Below are 21836 nucleotides of genomic sequence, written 5' to 3' on the forward strand. Positions count from 1 at the left end.
CACAGATTCTCGCTGGCGATATTTAGTCAGTTGTCAGGAATCATTAGTAGTTAGACTAGAAACAACTGACCACTGGCTAATTATGATTAAAATCCTCCATCTCTCCGACATCCACATGGGTAGCGGTTTCTCCCACGGACGGATTAATCCTGTGACGGGATTAAATACACGGTTAGAAGATTTTGTCAATACTTTGTCATTGTGTATTGACCGAGCGATCGCAGATCCCGTGGATCTAGTTATATTTGGCGGCGATGCTTTTCCTGATGCCACACCGCCACCCTACGTCCAAGGAGCCTTTGCCAGCCAGTTTCGGCGTTTGGTAGATGCCAATATTCCCACAGTGCTGCTGGTGGGTAATCATGACCAACATTCTCAAGGACAGGGAGGAGCGAGTTTAAATATTTACCGCACCTTGGGAGTGCCGGGGTTTATCGTCGGGGATACTTTAACTACCCACCACATCAAAACCCGCAATGGCAAAGTACAAGTGATCACTCTTCCTTGGCTAACTCGTTCTACTTTGATGACTCGCCAAGAAACTGAGGGTTTGTCTTTGGCGGAAGTAGGTCAATTGTTAACGGAACGTCTGCAAGTTGTTTTAGAAGCAGAAATTCGCCGCCTTGATGCCGATGTGCCAACTGTGCTTTTGGCTCACTTGATGGCTGACAATGCTACCTTGGGCGCAGAACGCTTTTTAGCGGTGGGTAAAGGTTTCACTCTGCCTTTATCTTTGCTAACACGACCTTGTTTTGATTATGTCGCGCTGGGTCATGTTCATCAGCACCAGAATTTGCATAAATCCAACAACCCGCCTGTGATTTATCCAGGAAGCATTGAACGGGTGGATTTTAGCGAAGAAAAGGAAGATAAAGGTTATGTGATGATTGAACTGGAGCGTCTGAGGGCTGATTGGGAATTTTGCCCCTTACCAGCTCGGACTTTCCGCACGATTGAGGTGGATGTGTCAAAGGCTGATGATCCGCAAGCGGTATTAATGAAAGCGATCGCAAAACATGATCTACAAGATGCTGTAGTCCGGTTAATTTACAAACTGCGATCAGAACAGTTGGATCTGATTGATAACTCCTCACTGCATACTGCTTTAAGTTCCGCTCACACCTACACTATCCAACCAGAATTACTCAGCCAGTTGGCTAGACCTCGTATACCCGAATTGAGTGCGAGTAGCAGCATTGACCCGATGGAAGCATTGAAAACTTACTTGCAAAATCGCGAAGACCTCAAAGACATAGCCGCATCAATGCTAGAAGCAGCACATAATTTGCTAGCAGATGAGGCAGAAATCTGGCTCGAATCGGCTACTCCTAATTAAATTTTTTTGAAAAAGGCGAACATTTATCATATTGTTCCCCAAGAGGGACAAACGGCGGTTTGTCTTTTAGGTAGGCAAATTTTGGGAATTGGTCTTAAAAACAGCTTTACGAGATAAGAAAAGTCGAGTTGTTACCACTGTTAGATATTCCTTGTAACAGGATGTTAAGAAAAGTTTTCAGACTATGAAAAAAGCCGGGTTTTTCTATTAGAAAGTGAAAAACCCGGCTTTTTTTGCAAATACCTTTCTCTCTAAGCACCAAATACGAGTGGTTTACGCGACTTTAGTCACAATACTACTTAATCTTTTCAACTGGCGATGGCGCGAACGCGAACAGTGTGTCCGAAAAAGTCAGCGCTTCTGGAGTAGACAATCGCACTTTGAATTCACAAATCGAGTCCTTTAGTACATAAGTACCATTTTTCAGCAAATTTTGTGGGTCTATGACAGTTGAGGATGCGGAATGTGGGTGTTATTTCTTCAGAGTAATCAAAATGCAGTAAGTAAGTGGGCGGTAAAAAAAAGGCTGCTGGTAAAAATATTGTGAATATTGCCCTATAATAGCTACAATTACGGAATTCCGCTCAAGTTACCGTACTTTTTGGGAGGAAATGCTGATGAGCAAGTCACAACATCCAACACAATTAGGATTTTACCTAATTAAGAAAACACAGGTTTATGTCTGGCAAATTTTGCAGTCTATACAACTTTGGTATCAACGAATAAACAAAAGTTGGTTGCGTAAAAACTCTTTTATGTGCTTGTTTCTAGTTGGTATTTTTTTGTGTATGGGAGTTGCTGCCTGCTCTGAAAATAGCTTAGGTAGCAAAGATGATATAAAACTTAGGCTCGTTTCCTTCTCAGTTACTAAAGCAGCTCATGACCAGATAATTCCCAAATTTGTAGAAAAGTGGAAGCAAGAACACAACCAAAACGTCACTTTTGACCAGAGTTATGGAGGTTCTGGCGCTCAAACGGCTGCTATCATTGCTGGGGAGCAAGAAGCAGACATAGTACATCTGGCACTTCCCTTGGATGTCAACAAAATTCAGCAAGCAGGCTTGATTAAATCGGGTTGGGAAATAAAATCTCCGAGAAGTGGTATTGTTAGCAAATCGGTTGCGGCAATTGTCACCCGCGAAGGCAACCCCAAAGGCATCAAGTCTTGGGAAGACTTGGCAAAAGATGGCGTGAAAGTGATTGCGGCTAACCCAAAAACTTCTGGTATTGCTATCTGGGAATTCTTGGCTTTCTGGGGTTCTATAACTTTAACAGGAGGTGACGAAGCGGCAGCGCTAGATTACGTCACAAAAGTTTATAAAAATATCCCTGTGCTGACGAAAGATGCCCGTGAGGCTAGCGATTTATTCTTCCAACAAAATCAGGGAGATGTCTTAATTAACTACGAAAATGAGGTAATTTTGGCAGAAAAGAATGGGAAGAAACTTCCTTATGTTGTACCCCAAGTCAATATTTCTATTGATAATCCTGTAGCCGTAGTCGATAAATACGTTGATAAGCACGGTACAAGGAAAGTGGCACAAGCATTTGTTGATTTCCTTTACTCGACAGAAGCTCAACGCGAATTTGCTAAATTACAATATCGTCCTGTTAACCCGACTGTTACTCAAGAAGTAGCATCACAATATCCTCAAATCCAGACTTTATTCACATCTCAAGATTTCGGCGGTTGGGACAATATCCAGAAAAAGTTTTTTGGAGATGGGGCAATTTTTGATAAAATTCAAGCTGCTAAGAAAACATGACATTTAATTTTTTCAGGCAAGATTATAAAATTGCAGATATCAAAGCATAAATGATTATCATTCACTTGATCTCAATTAATAATTTATGAGCTTTCGTAGCCGATTTAAGGATAACTTGTTCCTAACATGTTTAATGCTTATCGCCAGCAGTATCACTGGTTGTAACAGCGGACAGGAATTGAAAAGTCAGGTAAGTATTGACGGTGCAGCGGTAGGTTTTCCTGTTTCTTTGGCAGTTGCTGAAGAATATGGAAGGGTTAAACCAAACGCTAAAGTTAGCGTTGCCTCAAGTGGTACTGGTGGCGGTATTAGTAAGTTTTGTGCTGGCGATATTGATATTGTTGGTGCTTCTCGTACCATTAAAGATGAAGAAATTAAAAAATGTAGCAGCAAAAAAATTGAATTTGTCGAGTTGCCCATAGCTTTAGACGGCATCGCGGTGATTACTAACCGCGAAAATAATTTTGCTAAATGTCTAACTATTAAGGAATTAAGCAAGATTTGGGGCGCTAAATCAGACGGTAAAATATTAACTTGGAATCAAGTTAATCCCAAGTTTCCTAACCAAAAACTCAAGCTGTATGCTCCAGCTTCTGATACTGGAACCTTTGATTATATGACTCAAGCTGTGACTGGCAAAGCCAAGAATGGACGGACAGACTACACTCCCAGTCATAATCAAAACCTCCTGGTGCAAGGGGTGTCAGGTGATGCATCTGCCTTGGGTTATGTTGGGATATCTTACTACATTCAAAACCAAGATAAACTCAATCTAGTAGCTGTAGAAAGTCCCACAGGAAAATGTGAAAAACCTGTTCCGGTAGATAATGTGATCAAAAATATCTACACACCTTTGTCTCGTCCCCTCTTCATTTATGTCAGTAAAAAATCCTTAGATAACAAGCCAGCAGTCAAAGAGTTTGTAGATTTTTACCTGGAAAATTCTTGGAAGTGGGTAGATAGTGTTGGTTATGTGGCATTACCAGATGAAGCTTACGTCAAGGTAAAACGAAAATTTGCTACTGGTGAAACTGGGACAAAATTCAAAAAAGCAAAACCAGGTGAACCAATCACAAACTTTATCTAAATAAAATCCCAGTCATTGTAGGTAGTTTTAACTGTTTATGCAAAATACCAATTCTGAAAACGATGCTCATCAACTATTCAGGCAGTCATTAGAGAAAAATGCTTCTGAAGATATTTCAGAAAAGATCATTTCAGCAATTTTATTTGCTTGTGCTCTAGTTTCTGTTTTGACCACCTTTGGTATTGTTGTAATTATCTTTCAGGAGGCATTCGGGTTTTTTCAACAAGTTTCATTTGCCCAATTCTTTCTTGATACCAAGTGGACGCCTTTATTTGCAGATAGACATTTTGGTGTTTGGCCATTGATTAGCGGCACTTTTTTGACTACAGCTATTGCTATGGCAGTTGCTATTCCTTTGGGCTTATCTTCTGCTATTTATTTGAGTGAGTATGCTCAACCCAAAGTAGCAGCAATTTTACGCCCAGCGGTGGAACTTTTAGCAGGAATACCAACTGTAGTCTATGGTTACTTTGCGCTGTTATTTCTCACACCATTGCTGCGGAATTTTATTCCTGTAGAAATATTTAACGCCTTGAGTGCAGGGTTAATGATGGGGGTAATGATTACTCCTACTGTTGGTTCCATCAGCTTAGATGCTATTCGATCTGTTCCACGTTCTTTGCGGGAAGGAGCTTACGCTTTAGGTATCACTAAACTGGAAGCTATTTTTAAAGTAGTTCTACCAGCCGCGCTTTCGGGAATTATAGCCTCAATTATTTTGGCTATTTCTCGCGCTGTGGGTGAAACAATGACAGTCCTTATAGCCGCCGGACAACAGCCAAAACTTACTGTTAACTTTGCGGAATCAGTAGAAACAATGACGGCTTACATGGCACAAATTTCTGGTGGAGATAGTCCGCGTGGTAGTCTCAATTTCCAGACATTATATGCTGTCGGTGCTGTTTTGTTTCTCATCACCCTAGCTTTGAATATTGTTAGTTACTGGATTGCTAATCGCTTTAAAGAAAAATACGAGTAATAGTCATGGCTACAAGTTATCAACAAGATGATTCTCTCGATTCGGCGGCAGAATTTAGTGATAATGTTGAGAGTAGGGAGACTTTAGGGAAAGTATTTGAAGTACTTTTTTTGTTAGGATTGCTGATTGGTTTATTTGTCCTGGCATTGCTACTTTTTGATATTTTCCGAGACGGATTAGCTAGATTTTTGTCCCCTGGCTTTTTCACAGAAACTCCTTCTCGTTTTCCTGACCAAGGTGGTATCCGTCCTGCGATTATCAGCAGCATTCTTTTAGTAATTGTTGTCATTTTTGTCACTGTCCCAATTGGTGTTGGAGCAGCTTTATATCTAGAAGAGTATGCGCCTAAAGCTTGGTGGACAGCGATTGTTGAGATTAATATCAGCAATCTGGCGGGGGTGCCTTCTATTGTCTATGGATTGCTGGGTTTAGGAGTTTTCAATTATTTGCTTGGCTTTGGCCCCGCTTTGATATCTGGAGCATTGACTTTATCTTTACTGTCTTTACCAGTAATTATTGTGACAGCTAGAGAAGCAATTCGTGCTGTCCCAGATTCCCTGAGAAATGCTTCTTACGGATTAGGTGTTACTAAATGGCAAACTATCAGCAATCATGTCATACCCTACGCTATTCCCGGTATCCTCACAGGGGTGATTATCTCTGTATCTCGCGCCATTGGTGATGCAGCATCTCTAATTGTGGTGGGTGCTGTGGGTTTTCTCACCTTTGACCCTGGTTTGTTTCAGAGATTTATGGCGTTACCCATTCAAATTTACAGTTACATCACTCGTCCTGAACCGGGTTTTGCTGATGCAGCAGCAGCGACAATTATTGCGTTGTTGCTCTTGATTTTACTTTTAAATGGTGTGGCTATTTATATCCGACAACGCTTTTCAATACGTTAAGTAACGAGGCAATTAAATAGCTTTTTTGACAATTTTTACGGCATTAATCCGGATTCACAGTTATTAGGAGGCAAGAAAAGTGACCTATAGCAATAGTAGAAGTAAATCAGATAATTCCACAATTAACCAACAGAATAATTCGGTATTTAATGTTGAAGGCGTGAAGGTATATTATGGTGGTTTTCTGGCACTTATAGATGTCTACATAAAGATTCCTGAAAAACAAATTATTGCTTTTATTGGCCCTTCAGGATGTGGTAAAAGCACTCTACTGCGTTGCTTCAATCGGATGAATGATTTAATTCCTGGAGCTAAGGTTGAGGGTAGGTTGAATTATCGCGATCGCAATATTTACGATCCCACAATCAATTCTGTGAAGTTACGACGACAAGTAGGGATGGTTTTTCAAAGACCGAATCCTTTCCCCAAGTCAATATACGAAAATATTTCCTTTGGCCCACGTGCTAATGGTTACAAAGGTAACGTTGATCAGTTGGTGGAAGAGTCCCTCAGACGTGCTGCTATTTGGGATGAAGTTAAAGATAAACTCAAAGAGAAAGGTACTGCATTATCTGGTGGACAACAGCAACGGCTGTGCATTGCCAGAGCGATCGCCATGAAGCCAGATGTATTATTGATGGATGAACCATGCTCTGCTCTTGACCCAATTTCTAGCCGTCAAGTGGAAGAACTATGTTTAGAACTAAAGCAGCAATACACCATCATTATGGTGACTCACAATATGCAGCAAGCTTCCAGAGTGGCAGATTGGACAGCTTTCTTCAATACAGAAATTGATGAGCATGGCAAACGTCGGGGAAAATTAGTCGAGTTCAGTCCTACATCTCAAATATTTAGTTCTCCTCAAACCAAAGAAGCTGAGGACTATATAAGTGGACGGTTTGGTTAAGAACGGATGATAATTTGCCTGAAATTTTGCAGTCGATATGGGATTATCTTGAATGTTTCTAATTTGGTAATATCTGCTGAGGCAGGGCATCATATAGGAATCCTACTTAAATTTCACTAAAAATACTGAGATTGTAATCCCTGTCACGCAAGGCTTTGGCTGGATCAGGTGTTCAAAAATCAAATATTAGTCCTATACGAGTAGGTTACTATTAAAGGCTGTTTTTTCAAAAATTATGGTTGACTAAAAAACTGGGTTTCTTTGCTTGTAAGCAAGTAAGCCCAGTTTTTTAAACTTAATGATTGAGGGAGATTACTTCTGACAACCATAAAGTCAAAAGTTTTCTCCTGTCAATTTGCTATGATTTTATGTAAGGTTGAAGTGCTCCATCCGCATCTACGTTAAACAAAGTTAATTTATGCGTTGTCGCGCTTTCTTCGCTAATATAAATTAGATAGGATTTCTATAGCAATCATATGACTTCAGTTGATCAGCTTTCTCAGCAGCCGACATCCAAAACTTCGGCTGTTGAGTCTGATACCAAGCAGCAAGACAATAATAATGATGTCTTATTCCCCATCGTTGGCATTATCGCCTCGGCCGGTGGGCTAGAGGCGGTAACTGAGTTGCTCAAATACTTACATACGGATACCGATATGGCATTTGTGCTGATTCAGCACTTATCCCCCAATTACAAGAGCCAGCTGGCTGAAATTCTGACGAGGGCGACTCAACTGCCGGTCACTCAGGTGAGGGATCGCATGGTTATGGAAAAGAACCATGTCTATGTTATTCCACCCAACACCAAGATGATATTGTCTCAAGGGGTGCTGCAACTTTCGCCCCGCGAGAAGGTTTCAGGAAAATATATGCCGGGGGATGCCTTCTTGAGATCCTTGGCAATTGATCGCGGAACCAAAGCGATCGCAGTCGTCTTATCTGGGATGGATGGAGACGGTTCACTGGGGCTGACAGCGATTAAGGAGGCGGGCGGCATGACTTTTTCTCAGTGTGAAGCAACGGCAAAATTCGACAGTATGCCCAATACCGCCGTGGCCACAGGTAACGTAGACTTTGTTTTAACCCCGCAAAAAATTGCAGAGAAACTGGCAAGCTTTAGCCGTGACTTTAAACACAGCGACTGAGTTTATAATACTGGATTTGCAGGATTTTTCTCGTCTAATTAAGGTAAAAATATGCGATTAAATGGTTGCTTGCGATAGCGGCGATAAATATTAAAGTCTTTGTCTAGAGTGGCAATAGCAGAAATGTTTAATCTTTCGGAAATGGCAATAAGCGATAAATCGGTGAAATCTGCGGGTAAATCTTGATAAATTGTGTTAAGTTCTTGGATTCTTTGATAGTCTGATGGGTTTTCTGATGTAGTTCCTATTCCTGTTAATTTACCACTTTATTTAAAACATCTATCACAAGAGCAGAGTAATCACACTTAAATCCTAATATTTGAAATCCAAATTTTTATGTTGATAAAACAAACAAGCTGGCGAAAATATGAATAATATACAAGTAGTATTCTTAATGATAAAGTAGTTAAAAAATATTTAGAAAAACACCTGAACTTAAAAGATTTTAAAATTCAACCTAAAGAAAAATTGCCTGGTAAATCTGGTACAAATTGGCAAGTAGACGCTTATGGTGATGACATCAATGAACAGCGTATTTTGGTTGAATGTAAACACTACAAACGCAAAAAATCCGAAAAAGTGCAGCATTATAACAAAATATAATAGCTGCATTTGCTTATATAATTAAAGATGTGGGAGCAAGCAGAGGAATAGTGGTAACTACACAAGGATTACAAGAAGGGGCTAGTAAAGTAGCAAAGTATGAAGGTATAGAATTATTGCAATTAGACTATAATTCAACAGACAAAAACTTTGTGATTCTTTTTCCTGAAAATAATCAGGCTGTTGCTTTATTTACTGAAGAATTTGGTACTATAAGTGCTACTAAACTATATTCATCATATACTAAGCATCCTCTAGGATAAGCACTATAAAAGTTTATACTAACTGTCTATGTGTTGACGGTTCTTGATGCGGTCGAATAAAATACAATCGTATAGGGCTTCATAGTTTGTTTGACATTCGTTGTGTAGCCCTTCTGTGAGTTGCCATTGATCTATTTTAGCTAATGTTGAAATATTTTTAGTTAGGTGCGTTGGAAAATAAAAATTGGATAAGTTGGGGTACTGGTTTGCTAGTTTTTGTTATACTCCGAAATTGTAGTATTGCTAACGAACCACACTATAAAACAGTTATTACTGGGAGAGAACCAGTCCGCGAATCTATGGTAGGAATGGGATGTGAATGTTCCTACGATTATGATATAAATATTAACCGTTGTGGAGACAGATCCGCTGATATGCGACTTGGTGGTGAAGAACCTAACTGTTACAATTACTCTGTAAAAAGGGTACGGGTGAAATAATACTGTGAAATCATCTGGTATTAGAAAGTATGTTTAAGCATTCCTGTATTTATAGTGTTAACTTTAAGTATTAAAATCGACATAGCTATAAATGTGATTCCATGTCTAAGTTAATATCTGCAACCTTAATTGCTACAGCCCTGGTGTTGACCTCAACCAATAACTCTGACGTTACATTGGCTGGTACTTGTGCTTCTCGGTGTGGTACGCCGCCAATTCAGTTTACACCTGGTCAATACATTCGCTTGGAAGTGGTGAACCGCACATATAGTTTAGTAAAACTGGAGAAATCTCCAGGAACGCCGCCAATTTCCCTGGAACCAGGACAAGAATTGCAATTTGCCCAAGGAGATAGTTTGCAGCCGAATCTTTCTGTGATCTTCTGGAATGAAAAAGGATGGCCACTCAAAGCAATTGTTTCTAAACCCAACTTTGGCACATTGCGCGTAGAAATTCGCCCCGGTCGTAGCAACCCAGGCGATCGCTCTATATACATTCTCAACGATGGTCGTGTAAACGTGTTATGAGTTATGAGTTATGAGTTATGAAACTACTTAAAACTCATAACTTAAAACTCAAAGCGCCTAACTCCGATTGTGCTAGTAGACCGACCTGTAACTGAACTCTCAAAACCTGGCAAGCGCTTACCTAATCAGCGTTGGCAGATATACCCGCAGCAAACAGAATTTGCTCAACATCTGGCTATTTTGACAAATATCTCCCCGATTGTCAGCCAGTTGCTGATTAATCGTGGTATTGAAACACCAGAACAAGCACAAGCATTTTTAGATCCAGAATCTTTGGTTTTGCCTTCGCCGTTAGAAGACTTCCCAGACTTGGCGATGAGTGTTGAGTTGTTGAGAGAGGCGATCGCTAATCAAGAGAAAATTGCCATCTGTGGTGACTACGATGCAGATGGTATGACTAGTACGGCATTACTACTGCGGAGTCTCCGCGCTTTAGGTGCTCAGGTAGATTACGCCATCCCCAGTCGGATGCATGAAGGCTATGGCATTAACAAACGCATTGTCGAAGAATTCCACAGCGAAGGGGTAGGACTAATTCTGACTGTAGATAATGGGATATCGGCCTATGAACCAGTTGCTAGAGCTAGAGAGCTTGGTCTAAAGGTAATTATCACCGACCACCACGATATTCCCCAAAAATTGCCACCAGCTAACGCTATCCTCAATCCCAAATTAATCGCCGAATCTTCACCTTATCGGGGTGTGGCTGGTGTTGGTGTTGCCTATATTCTGGCTGTGTCTCTAGCGCAACAGTTAGGGGAAACTAAGGGATTGATTCAGCCGATGTTGGCATTGTTTACATTGGGAACGATCGCCGATTTAGCGCCTTTAATTGGTGTAAACCGTCGCTGGGTAAAGCGTGGCTTGAAGCATTTACCTAAATCCCAGTTACCTGGGGTGCAGGCTTTAATTCAGGTTGCTGGAGTGCAGGCCAGGGGAGAGGGACAAGGAGGAAATTCTTCTCAATCCCAAAATGCCAAAACGTTGAAGCCTGAAGATATTGGTTTTCGTCTGGGGCCACGCATTAATGCTATTGGTCGGATTGGCAATCCCCAGACGGTGATTGAGTTGCTGACTACTGATGATATGGGGATAGCACTGGAGAGAGCAATGCAGTGCGAACAAATAAACCTCAGTCGCCAAAAAATGTGCGAGGAAATTGAGCAACAAGCGATCGCAGTTGTAGAAGATTTATATGCCACGTCTCTGCAATTCGACCGCGTATTAGTCGTAGTCCAACCCAACTGGCACCACGGTGTTATTGGTATTGTCGCTTCTCGGTTGGTGGAACGCTACGGTGTCCCTGTGTTTATTGGCACTTATGAAGATGAGAAACACATTCGCGGTTCAGCACGGGGAATTCCTGAGTTTAATGTGTTTTCAGCTTTGGAATATTGTCACGACTTGCTCGGTAAGTTTGGTGGACACAAAGCTGCGGGGGGATTTTCTTTCCCAGCAGAAAATTTGCTCGTGTTGCGATCGCGTTTGAGTGAGTTTGCTAACGGCTGTCTAGAACCCCAACACCTCAAACCACTCCTGAAAATAGATGCCCAAGCGAATCTCAACGAAATCAATCATCAGCTTTATCAACAGCTAAACGCTCTCCATCCCTGCGGTATCGACAACCCAGATCCCGTATTTTGGACACCCAATGTCCAAGTTGTAGAGCAATCAATCGTTGGTAAAGGTCACATTAAACTTACTCTGGCCCAAACCGTCGATGATCAGCAATATAAAATTAAAGCGATCGCCTGGCGTTGGCGCGACTACTTCCCCCTACCGCCACGAGTAGATATCGCTTACAAACTCCGAGAAAATGACTTTAATGGCAACACCACCATTGAAATGGAGTTAATCGGCGTCAGACTCCCAAATTTGTCTCACATATTTGCTTCACCACCAGTACCTCTACGCGCTAGCTTTGAACACAAGCAGCGTCAATACACTTGTGGCGTTTATCAAAACGCTATTGGGTCGGAGTTAAGAATTAAAAATCCTGAAGGCAAAGTTTTAGTTATGCAGCCAGGAGATACAATCGGCTTACTAGGCATCAATCGTGAAGACGCCAAAAAGGTTGATTTATCTCAACCAGTGTATGACGGCATTATCCAAGCTGCTCTTCAGGCTTTATCAGTGCTTCCTTGCTGAGTTAATGAGTTTTGAATTCAAAAATTTTTTTAACTTCAGTCACTCAGCATTCAGCAAGGACGCAATCAGTAATCTTACAGGTTGCCGTTGCGAAATGCCAGCACAAAAATTACCACTGGACCAGCAATCACAATTAGCCCTACAGAGAGCAGTTGGAAAACAACTTCCCAATTGATGCCAGCGAAAGTGTTAAATAAAGCGTCAAACATTTTTCCTCTTATCCTCCCAAGTGTCTTAAAAAATTCAATAACTCTGTTGCCAAACCCGCAATAGATCATATCTGGCGACGGACTACAGCATTTAATTTACTTAACAAAATTATAAAAAAATCACAAAAACGTAAAATAGCTTCAGGATCAGGTTTTCAAGAGAGGTAGAAAAAAATGGCAACTTGGCAATGTATCAAGCAATGTGGAGCCTGCTGTCATCTTGACCCAGCAGAGCGTCCAGACTTGGATGAGTATCTCTCACCAACAGAACTGGAAGTGTATCTCAGTATGGTAGGTGAGGAGGGATGGTGCGTTAATTTCGACCATGCTACGCGAGAATGCCGCATCTATGACCACCGTCCGCGTTTCTGCCGTGTGGAGGTAGAGGCGTTTCAGGATATGTATGGGATTGAGCCAGAAGAACTCAATGAATTTGCTATAGACTGCTGTCGTGAGCAAATAGAAGGAGTATATGGCGATCGCAGTTTAGAAATGCTGCGCTTTGACCAAGCTGTTGGTATAGGGGTCAAATGAGCAATCGTACAGATAGTTACGCTAAGGCTGTAACCCATACTGGGTGTCGGTGGAAGGATAAGATTGCCGTTTTTACGTGCTTATGCTTCCAATTGATTTCGGCAAAATTATGCTTCCAAATAAACAAGCGTGCCATTCATTCCGGTATAGATCATGTTCATTCATAGCCGAGAGAGCTTTGAACATCACGTAAAGTCTTCTTAGCATACCAACTCAGCATGACTCCTGGCCTAGTGAGAAGCTTAGTCACCCTAGCTTGAGTCGGCTTGTGTCCTGTTTCATGAAGAAATTGAGCAATATCAATAATTTCTTGGCATATGCGTTCTCTTTTCTCTTGCCCACTAGCTTTCTGGTACTCTTTATACCGCTTAGAGATTTCGCGAGAAAGTTCAGAGAAATATCGGTATAAATAGCTGTTATTTTTATAGCCAAGTCGTCGATTAATGGAAAGAAGTGAAGGAGGTGGAAATTCTTTGAGTGCTGCTTCCAGAATAGGTTGTATTTTTTGCTGTTGACTTACCTTTCTGTACTCAGTATGTCTAATTTTTATTTCCTCACATAAAGAAGGAAAATGATATTGTAGAACTAAAGGACGATATCTCAAACGAAGTGCCACATTTTCCAAAGAAGGTGCAAGATATTCCTTGAGTACCTCTGTTAGAACTACATTTAAAACTTGTTTTCTCTCCAAATCTAAGTGCTTATAAGATTTTCTTGGCTGCTTAACTACATTCAGTTCCGTTTCCAGAAAAATGTTTTTTGAGTCAGCTAATAATACGTCTGTTGTTAAGAAATCTAACAGCGATATTTCCAAATAGTGAGTTAAAACCAAAAGATTATCAATTTGAGGTATTACTTCTCCTTTACACCACAAACCAATTGTTGCCTTATTCATCCCAGATTGCCGAGAAAATGCAGGGATACTAGATTTCAAAACTTGCAAAATGTAGGTAGAAATTGTATTACTAACTTTCTGAAGATTAGGAGGAGAATTGAGAGTAGGTGTTACTGCAACTAGCTCTCCCAAATTGTTAACTATATTCAATTGCCGATTCTGTTCTGCTTCTGACTTTATCTGGCTTGTGACAACAGTTTTGTGTCGGTTATTTCCCAGCCATTTACCACATTTATTACAGTGTCCGGTTCGGGAGTCCCCAGAAATTGTCAGTTGTTGTTGATGACAGTAAGGACACTGCTCTTGCAACGGTTGATGATGGTAAGGACAGACTTGGGCAGTATTGATAGACCAGAGAAGTGGTTCATAAACGCTTGTGTGATTGTCATGCCATTCTTGGTAGCATTTGGGACACCAAGCCCGGTGACGACGGAGCAAGCCTCTTTTAGAAATGACCTGCGCCCAAGGTAACAGGGTAAGGTAGTGCAAGTCCAAACGCCTAGTTAGAGCAGACATTGCACCCACAAGATTAGTTGCCATCAACCCTGTTCCATTAAACGCTGTTCTATCTCTGCCAGTCCCAAATACTTTGCTAATACTTTCATCTTGCAATTTTGCTTCTTTGCCCATAAGTGGGGCAATTTCGGTTATAGTCAACCGTCTAACAGTGACGCAATGTTCATGAGCAAGTCTTTGCACATAGCCTGTTAAGCTTTCTACATCAGGAGTTCCTATACCAATTGGCTCTAGATGATATAAGCGACTTCTTTGTGGGATGGCAGTTTTCTCAATATCCCACGACGGGTAAAGTTTGAGCGTCTCGGAGAGCATATTACTGATTGCCTACTTGATGCCGCTTGGGTTTGGGTTGTCCAGGTTTTCTTCTTAAACGTCCTTTTTGAGTACCTAATTGTAGAGTTTTCAATGTCTGTGACTCCGAATCATCTGCAACGGCTCCTAAAGATGGCAAACCAAGTTCTGCACGCAGTTGAGAAACTTCTGCTTCAATTTGTGCATGATTGTTTTCACCTTCCTTAATTTTCTTGAGAATGTTCCGGCATTGGGCAACAGATAGGGCACGCCGTTCTAAATGTTGAATTTTAACGGTGTTCGCACCTTCAGTCATGGCATCGAAGAGCGCATTCTGAAACCAATTTTTGAGAATCCCTACGCAGCCGAGACTTCGCTCATAACAGTAATCCCAATGAGAAACTAAATCCGGCTCCTCAACAAGGGGCATATTCAGTTGAAAACCCCACACCACGCTTTGAAATATCTCCCTGTCCTGGGTGCAGTCAGCACGGTAGCGGGGAAAGTGTACATAGGCACTACGCCGACTCAATTGATCCCCTACATCGTGTAAGGTGAGCAGTTCATAGGTGCCAACTAACCCATGCACAACACTTGTTCTATTGGCAAGGGACTTAATAGCTTCTGGTAAATCTGTGAGCTTGCGCCCGGAAGCTATCATCAGCATGTGATGAGCTTCATCAATAAAAAAAATTTTGGGTTTACGATGCTTGAGAGCTTGTTCTAATGCCCATCCCAAGTCAGTTTCAATAACTTTTGATTCAATAACAATTTGCCCATTGCTATTACGATATATACCTCGCGTCCCATAGTCTATTTTCTGGTCAATTAATGGTTCATGAAGGGCAAATAAGCAGCGTTTGATATGATCTTTTGAATTGAAAAGTCCAGATTTTTGAACTACTGCCTCAACTGATGCAACTGGCAACCAACCTCTGTCAGCTTCTAATTCGTGTTGGTTCGTCTCAATCAGCCACTTTTCAATCAGCAGCCGCAGGGTTGTTTTACCAACTCCAGTTGGCCCGTAAATAAAAATAACTCGTGATTCACCAGAATTACTAACCAAAAGCTTGAGTAAATTGAAGGTTTCTTCTAACCGAGGGTGTGCCATTGTATAGTTATCGAAGAAAGCCAACCGCACTAGCGGTGATTGCAACAGTAGAGATTGAGGGAATTTAGAGGATTTAGACATGATTAATAAGAATCGAAAGATTGAAGCCGATGAGGTTTAATCGCTATATTTTCGGATGTAGGAGACGATTCTGAGTTATTATTGTTAATCTCTTCTGCGATATTCAATTGCTCCAAAAAACTTTCTTTTTGCCTGACTCCATTAATAACTTGAAATACTTCCTTACCTTGAGCATCTCGCAAACGTTGCGTGAGTAAAACTTCCTCTGCTTCAGCAGTTGATAAAAATTCCGCTAACTTTTTAGCTCTCACTGTTAATTGTTTGTCATGGTTAGAGTTACGCTTTTGTAACTCAGCAGTCGCCAGCCAAATTTCTTTTTCTGAGCGTCCTTTGAAAATTGCATAATATTCACTAATACATTTAACCCATTGACCACGGATATAGGCATAGGCAATTCCAACATCAAACGGGTCATATCTGGCTTCTACATCAGTTTTCTGGATTAAAGGGTCACGAAAGGCTGAATTCCAGTAGTGAATGCTCCTTATTTGTATCCCTTTAGCTGGATGCACTTTTACCTTCCCGGATTGTGTCGTTGGTAAGGTTAAAATTCTCCAGGTTTCGTCATTAGGTATTAGTCGGTGAGCGCGACTTCCGTACTGGGATATTCCTGAAGTAAAAGCCTGTTTTGGAGAAATTCCTAATGCCGGATGTTCTGTTGTGTCGTACTCAGAGTAAGCCCATTCGCAGAGATATAAATACAATAAGCCAAGTGTCCAAACTGCCAAATTTTTAGGATTGACAGATTTGGTCATCAACCTAATTTTTTTAGTAATCTGTGTATTACCAGCCAAGTTGTAGAGCAACTGGGTGTTTGCCGTTCCAAATAGGCGTTCACAAACTCCACTAAATCGAGAAGCAGCAGGAGGACGATGTTTGAGTGTACACTCAAACAAAGCCAACAAGCTCTCAAAATAGTTACTGTGAAACTCTTTGCCGTTGTCCGTCACAATTATTTGGGGTAGGCGAGAGTGACGCATCACGCAAATCCGCAGCACCATCATGCAGCTGCGGTAGCTGGGAGGGTCAAAAGTCAAATAAACCGCCAGTATTGAACGACTGTAAGCATCCACCAAAAATGTTGCCCAAGGTCTGCCAAGAACTTGACCTGTAAGTGAACACCGTAACTCTATATCCATTTTTGTGTGGTCAATATGACCAACCTCAAAAGGGCGGTCTCCGTGACGCGGTGTCGTTAGCTCTAATTCCCAGTAAAAAGGTTTTTGTGGGTAGGCAGCCCGATGTCCAACGCGTGCCTTTGTCTGTTCCCAACCACTACGCCGTTTTATTTCGTTAATAAATGTTTTGTAGCTGGGAATTTGGTCTGGGGAAATTCCGGCGCTTACACAGGCATTGCTAAAAGCTCCATAGACTTCATACTTGCGCTTCTGTTTGTGCGTTTCGTAGGCTTGTGTTATGAACTTGTCTATTAATTCTAAGGTCTGTTGGGGTAGCTTTCGGTTGCGGTTGCCTTTTTTATTAGAGCAACTCAAAAGCCCGATATACCCATAGCCGAATTTTTGTTGTGCTTGCCGATATTTGGTTAACCAATCCCTTAAGGTACGTTCTGATATTGTGGAATTCTCTAGTGGTTGTCCCAGCAATATTGGTTCAATACTTCTGTAGCGGTGATTAGCCTCTTCTAAATCTTTTGAACTGGCTTGGAGCAGAATAGACTTTATTTGGTCATCGTTACAGTTGGACTGTTGGAGTTGAGAAGCTGTGATTTTTCCTTGCCGAATTTTACTTTCAAACTCAGAAATGGGCAAATCAATAAAGTCTCCTTCTCTGGCACGCAAAGTAATCTCGGTATGACCAATTTGAACCACGTTGTAGCTTTGACCATCCCAATTAATTGGCGTGTTGGGAATCAAATTTATAACTGGGGAACTGATAGAATCAGCGATGGTCTGCGACGAAACCATCAAGTTGTAAGTTGTTCCCGAAAGTTGGTCACAAAAAACTCTGCACCGTTCTGGCTCAACCAAGAGGGTTGCCTTTAAATCCACATAAATTTTTTCAGTGGCAACCAGTTGGTAAATTTCATCTGCACTAACTTTATTAGCTTTATATAGCAATTCCCGAAGAGTTATTCCAGGTTGTTCCTGAATTATTGCTCTTATAAGTTGTGTTTGATTCGGATTTATACTATCAACACAATTTCGGTAATAGTCTTCTAGGAAGGTAATGTTGCGATATAGAACCCAATTAATTTGGTCATCTGACTGGATGTGAAAGTCAAATCCAAACTGCGCTGCGTGTTCAGATGCTGGTGGCGAATACCACTTCAAATCTTCTCCCTTACTGTAACGATGGGGGTGTTTAAAAATCAGCGATTTGAGTTCACTTAGAGTTTTACACTCTACCCAACCAGCACTGTTTGTTCTGATGACAAAAAAGTCTGGGGTGTAAAAGAATCCAATATTTCGCCCAGAGACTCCTTGATAATTAATCTTGAATGCAGGGGGTTGGTCGTAAAATTCTAAGATATCTTCATCATGCTCCAGTGAGTAAATGAAGGGAAGCTCGACTTTGTGGGACTCAAATTGGATGGTTTGCCCCATCTTTTTACTGGGGTAAAAACCTGACACATTTTTTCTCCCTCCTCCTACACGCCGTGCAGGTTCTTTTGAACGGATGTCGGCGAGAGTTTTGCGCCCTAGTAGCGATAGGTTTTGACGACTACACCAGCTATCAAACTCGTCAGGTGTGAGCATTTTTTCTCCCCCTGAAATTTGAATTGAAGACGCAACTCACAACATATGTCTTGTTGTTATAGCAGTGGTAGGAGTGCTGTCACCCAATTCATTGCTCTCGACACTGGTCTGAGCGCTTCAGTTCATTGTAATTCTTACTACCGATTTGAAATCTTAAGAAAGTACATTTTTGGCAAGCTTATGGTAACAATTTTGCTTGACGGCAATATTATGGTTCTAATTGCTGAAAAATGACTAAAAGTGTCTAACGGACACATCAGCATTTCAGCCACTGTAGCGGCAATATTATGGTTCCAGGCGTGGCAATCTTATCCTTCCACCGACACTGGGTGTCGGTGGAAGGATAAGATTGCCGTTTTTACGTGCTTATGCTTCTAATTCATTTCGGCAATCTCAAACGGGCGGTCTCCGTGACGCGGTGTCGTTAGCTCTAATTCCCAGTAAAAAGGTTTTTGTGGGTAGGCAGCCCGATGTCCTTCACGAGATATTGTCTGTTCCCAACCACTATGCCGTTTTATTTCGTTAATAAATGTTTTGTAGCTGGGAATTTGGTCGGGAGAAATTCCAGCACTTACACAGGCATTGTTAAAAGCTCCATAGACTTTATACTTGCGCTTCTGTTTGTGCGTTTCGTAGGCTTGTTTTATGAACTTGTCTATCAGTTCCAAGGTCTGTTGGGGTAGCTTTCGGTTGCGGTTGCCTTTAAATCCACATAAATTTTTTCAGTGGCAACCAGTTGGTAAATTTCATCTGCACTAACTTTATTAACTTTATAGAGCAATTCCCTCAGAGTTATTCCAGGTTGTTCCTGAATTATTGCTTTTATAAGTTGTGTTTGATTCGGATCTATACTATCAACACGATTTCGGCCTCGTCAGGTGTGAGCATTTTTTCTCCCCCTGAAATTTGAGTTGAAGACGCAACTCACAATATATGTCTTGTTTTTATAGCAGTGATAGGAGTGCTGTCACCCGATTCATTGCTCTCGACACTGGTCTGAGTGCTTCAGTTCATTGTATTTGTTACTACCGATTTGAAATCTTAAGAAAGTACATTTTTGGCAAGCTTATGGTGACAATTTTGCTATCCGGCAATGTTATGGTTCCCATTGCTTAAAAATAACTAACAGCGTCTAACGAAAACATCAGCATCTCAGCCACTGTGGCGGCAATCTTATGGTTCCAGTGGCGGCAATCTTATCCTTTCACCGACACTGGGCAAGCATTCTGTCAATCGATATTTTTGGCAATTCTCAATGTACCAATTAACCTATAGTTTATTTGGTGCAACAATTTAATACGGCACAGCAAGGGTTTGAAGCTCCTAAATTTTTGAAATTTGAATTGGTACAGTTTTATCCGTGGCGATCGCAGTATTGAAAGTGGCTCATCAATTCCTTAGCGCAAGTCTTGGTATCACTGCTCATTTCACCCCGGTAACTATGCCGAGCGTTTGGGCAGTTGCTTGCAGCAGCTGCCATTGGTCAGAGATTGAGCGATCGTCACACTTAGCAAAGATTTTATTAAATCTGGAACAGTGCCCCGCGCCTATCCCGCCGCTGGGATGATTGGCGATGAAAAAGATTTCGTCGCCGCGCTCAGAACGTTGCCTTAAGTGGGCGTACCCATTTGGTATTGAGTCAAGATAGTTGTTGGTCGGCGAGGTATGTTGACAGAAGAAGACACTACTCTAGCACTTACAACTTAAAACACTTAGACAATATACGTAAAAATTTTTAGAAAAACTGTATCCACTCCACGGTTCCACCACACCGGACAAATAAAAACTTTGACTTGCAATTGATGAAAGACCCTTTGATTTTGAATTCTTTGGCTGCAAGTAAACCCTCTGGGATTGTCTTCAGCCCCAAGCGAGTTTCGTCATGACACAAATACCTCAATCACTTTCCCTTTCCACCTTGGGTGAATGTTTGGCTTCGAGTGAGGTGGAGTGTCTCACACCTTCTTATATATATCCTTCACTCACTCACTAAATTGTTTTGGTCAAAGCACCAAGCAGTGTTTACGGGACGCAAAAGCTCAACCCCAAGAGGTGAGCAACCAAGTCTAAGCGCAGATTTTTACCGAGGAAATCTCCTTTGAGGATGCTTGGCTCTAGTTCTCTCACTGTGGATTCATCTGAAAATCGCTGTAATCTCGTTCATACTTATGGATCACCATACTAACCGTCAGCCTTCATAGCCCTTGTTCAGTCTGCCTTATAGCCTCTATGTTAGTCAGTCCAGGTTGCTGAAAAAAAAATGGTTTACCCCTTGACAGAACAGAAAAGGTATTGCTATATTAATTGAGGTGAAGGGCAAGCGCCCCAACCGCCGAACCGAGAAAAAAAAATACTTTGAAAGTTTAAAGACAACCATACCTCGTCAAGAGATTTAAGTTTGGGTTTACCCAAAACGGAATCGAAAAAATAGAGGATTCCGAAACATAAAGTTTTCGGAGCCAACAAACTCGAGTCACAACAAAACGGAGAGTTTGATCCTGGCTCAGGATGAACGCTGGCGGTATGCTTAACACATGCAAGTCGAACGGTCTCTTCGGAGATAGTGGCGGACGGGTGAGTAACGCGTGAGAATCTGCCTTCAGGTCTGGGACAACCACTGGAAACGGTGGCTAATACCGGATGTGCCGAGAGGTGAAAGGTTAACTGCCTGAAGAGGAGCTCGCGTCTGATTAGCTAGTTGGTGGGGTAAAAGCCTACCAAGGCGACGATCAGTAGCTGGTCTGAGAGGATGATCAGCCACACTGGGACTGAGACACGGCCCAGACTCCTACGGGAGGCAGCAGTGGGGAATTTTCCGCAATGGGCGAAAGCCTGACGGAGCAATACCGCGTGAGGGAGGAAGGCTCTTGGGTTGTAAACCTCTTTTCTCAGGGAATAAAAAAATGAAGGTACCTGAGGAATAAGCATCGGCTAACTCCGTGCCAGCAGCCGCGGTAATACGGAGGATGCAAGCGTTATCCGGAATGATTGGGCGTAAAGCGTCCGCAGGTGGCTATGTAAGTCTGCTGTTAAAGAGCAAGGCTCAACCTTGTAAAGGCAGTGGAAACTACATAGCTAGAGTGCGTTCGGGGCAGAGGGAATTCCTGGTGTAGCGGTGAAATGCGTAGATATCAGGAAGAACACCGGTGGCGAAAGCGCTCTGCTAGGCCGCAACTGACACTGAGGGACGAAAGCTAGGGGAGCGAATGGGATTAGATACCCCAGTAGTCCTAGCCGTAAACGATGGATACTAGGCGTTGCTTGTATCGACCCGAGCAGTGCCGTAGCTAACGCGTTAAGTATCCCGCCTGGGGAGTACGCACGCAAGTGTGAAACTCAAAGGAATTGACGGGGGCCCGCACAAGCGGTG

The 21836-nt window shown here is 41.9% G+C and carries 17 protein-coding genes, 1 rRNA gene and 1 pseudogene (1 of these 19 cut by a window edge); 12 read left to right on the forward strand and 7 right to left on the reverse strand.

Annotation, left to right across the window (positions count from 1 at the left end; translation table 11 throughout):
- Positions 1-82: 82 nt before the first annotated feature.
- From sbcD to CYLST_RS15495, 7 genes are all read left to right on the forward strand, one after another.
- Entirely contained in the window at positions 83-1336 is a 1254-nt protein-coding gene (gene sbcD, locus CYLST_RS15465; RefSeq protein ID WP_015208664.1) for an exonuclease subunit SbcD, read from the forward strand.
- A 617-nt stretch (positions 1337-1953) separates the two neighbouring features.
- On the forward strand, positions 1954-3102 hold the full coding sequence (locus tag CYLST_RS15470; protein ID WP_015208665.1) for a sulfate ABC transporter substrate-binding protein: 1149 nt from the start codon (positions 1954-1956) through the stop codon (positions 3100-3102).
- 85 nt (positions 3103-3187) lie between these two features.
- Complete coding sequence (locus tag CYLST_RS15475) at positions 3188-4189, forward strand: PstS family phosphate ABC transporter substrate-binding protein (protein WP_015208666.1); 1002 nt, start codon at positions 3188-3190, stop codon at positions 4187-4189.
- A 37-nt stretch (positions 4190-4226) separates the two neighbouring features.
- Positions 4227-5168: a phosphate ABC transporter permease subunit PstC gene (gene pstC / locus CYLST_RS15480; protein ID WP_015208667.1), complete on the forward strand. Its 942-nt coding sequence runs from the start codon at positions 4227-4229 to the stop codon at positions 5166-5168.
- 5 nt (positions 5169-5173) lie between these two features.
- Complete coding sequence (gene pstA, locus CYLST_RS15485; RefSeq protein WP_015208668.1) at positions 5174-6073, forward strand: phosphate ABC transporter permease PstA; 900 nt, start codon at positions 5174-5176, stop codon at positions 6071-6073.
- A 79-nt stretch (positions 6074-6152) separates the two neighbouring features.
- Positions 6153-6983, forward strand: coding sequence for a phosphate ABC transporter ATP-binding protein PstB (gene pstB / locus CYLST_RS15490; protein ID WP_015208669.1), 831 nt, complete (start codon positions 6153-6155; stop codon positions 6981-6983).
- Positions 6984-7459: 476 nt separating this feature from the next.
- Complete coding sequence (locus CYLST_RS15495; protein ID WP_015208670.1) at positions 7460-8128, forward strand: chemotaxis protein CheB; 669 nt, start codon at positions 7460-7462, stop codon at positions 8126-8128.
- A gap of 38 nt (positions 8129-8166) precedes the next feature.
- Here the strand turns inward: CYLST_RS15495 and CYLST_RS35945 are convergent.
- A pseudogene (locus CYLST_RS35945) lies at positions 8167-8352 on the reverse strand (VapC toxin family PIN domain ribonuclease); the annotation flags it as partial.
- 429 nt (positions 8353-8781) lie between these two features.
- Between CYLST_RS35945 and CYLST_RS15500 the strand changes: the two are divergent.
- The 3 genes from CYLST_RS15500 (at position 8782) to recJ (ending at position 12109) form a co-directional block, all read left to right on the forward strand.
- On the forward strand, positions 8782-8994 hold the full coding sequence (locus CYLST_RS15500; protein WP_041233122.1) for a hypothetical protein: 213 nt from the start codon (positions 8782-8784) through the stop codon (positions 8992-8994).
- Positions 8995-9535: 541 nt separating this feature from the next.
- Complete coding sequence (locus CYLST_RS15505; protein WP_015208671.1) at positions 9536-9961, forward strand: hypothetical protein; 426 nt, start codon at positions 9536-9538, stop codon at positions 9959-9961.
- A 69-nt stretch (positions 9962-10030) separates the two neighbouring features.
- Positions 10031-12109 carry a single-stranded-DNA-specific exonuclease RecJ gene (gene recJ, locus CYLST_RS15510; RefSeq protein ID WP_015208672.1) on the forward strand — a complete coding sequence of 693 codons (2079 nt, stop codon included), beginning with the start codon at positions 10031-10033 and terminating at the stop codon, positions 12107-12109.
- A 74-nt stretch (positions 12110-12183) separates the two neighbouring features.
- Here the strand turns inward: recJ and psb30 are convergent, their stop codons facing one another.
- Positions 12184-12318 carry a photosystem II reaction center protein Ycf12/Psb30 gene (gene psb30, locus CYLST_RS15515; protein ID WP_015208673.1) on the reverse strand — a complete coding sequence of 45 codons (135 nt, stop codon included), beginning with the start codon at positions 12316-12318 and terminating at the stop codon, positions 12184-12186.
- A gap of 174 nt (positions 12319-12492) precedes the next feature.
- Here psb30 and CYLST_RS15520 point away from each other — a divergent pair, with 174 nt between their 5' ends.
- Positions 12493-12852, forward strand: a complete 360-nt coding sequence (locus CYLST_RS15520; protein WP_015208674.1) for a YkgJ family cysteine cluster protein — start codon at positions 12493-12495, stop codon at positions 12850-12852.
- A gap of 157 nt (positions 12853-13009) precedes the next feature.
- Here the strand turns inward: CYLST_RS15520 and CYLST_RS15525 are convergent, their stop codons facing one another.
- From CYLST_RS15525 to CYLST_RS35955, 5 genes are all read right to left on the reverse strand, one after another.
- Entirely contained in the window at positions 13010-14578 is a 1569-nt protein-coding gene (locus CYLST_RS15525) for a TniQ family protein (protein ID WP_015207966.1), read from the reverse strand.
- A gap of 1 nt (position 14579) precedes the next feature.
- Positions 14580-15749 carry an AAA family ATPase gene (locus CYLST_RS15530; RefSeq protein ID WP_015207965.1) on the reverse strand — a complete coding sequence of 390 codons (1170 nt, stop codon included), beginning with the start codon at positions 15747-15749 and terminating at the stop codon, positions 14580-14582.
- Between the two features lie 2 nt (positions 15750-15751).
- Positions 15752-18466 carry a TnsA endonuclease C-terminal domain-containing protein gene (locus CYLST_RS15535; RefSeq protein WP_015207964.1) on the reverse strand — a complete coding sequence of 905 codons (2715 nt, stop codon included), beginning with the start codon at positions 18464-18466 and terminating at the stop codon, positions 15752-15754.
- Between the two features lie 374 nt (positions 18467-18840).
- Positions 18841-19134, reverse strand: a complete 294-nt coding sequence (locus tag CYLST_RS35950; protein ID WP_041233123.1) for a hypothetical protein — start codon at positions 19132-19134, stop codon at positions 18841-18843.
- Positions 19125-19316 (reverse strand): TnsA endonuclease C-terminal domain-containing protein, encoded by a 192-nt coding sequence (locus CYLST_RS35955; protein WP_085960616.1) that lies wholly within the window; start codon positions 19314-19316, stop codon positions 19125-19127. The genes CYLST_RS35950 and CYLST_RS35955 overlap by 10 nt, the downstream gene beginning before the upstream one ends.
- A gap of 1630 nt (positions 19317-20946) precedes the next feature.
- Between CYLST_RS35955 and CYLST_RS15545 the strand changes: the two genes are divergently transcribed.
- A 16S ribosomal RNA gene (locus CYLST_RS15545) occupies positions 20947-21836 on the forward strand (it continues 599 nt past the right edge of the window).

This window comes from Cylindrospermum stagnale PCC 7417, from assembly GCF_000317535.1.
In the GTDB taxonomy this organism is placed as follows: Bacteria; Cyanobacteriota; Cyanobacteriia; order Cyanobacteriales; family Nostocaceae; genus Cylindrospermum; species Cylindrospermum stagnale.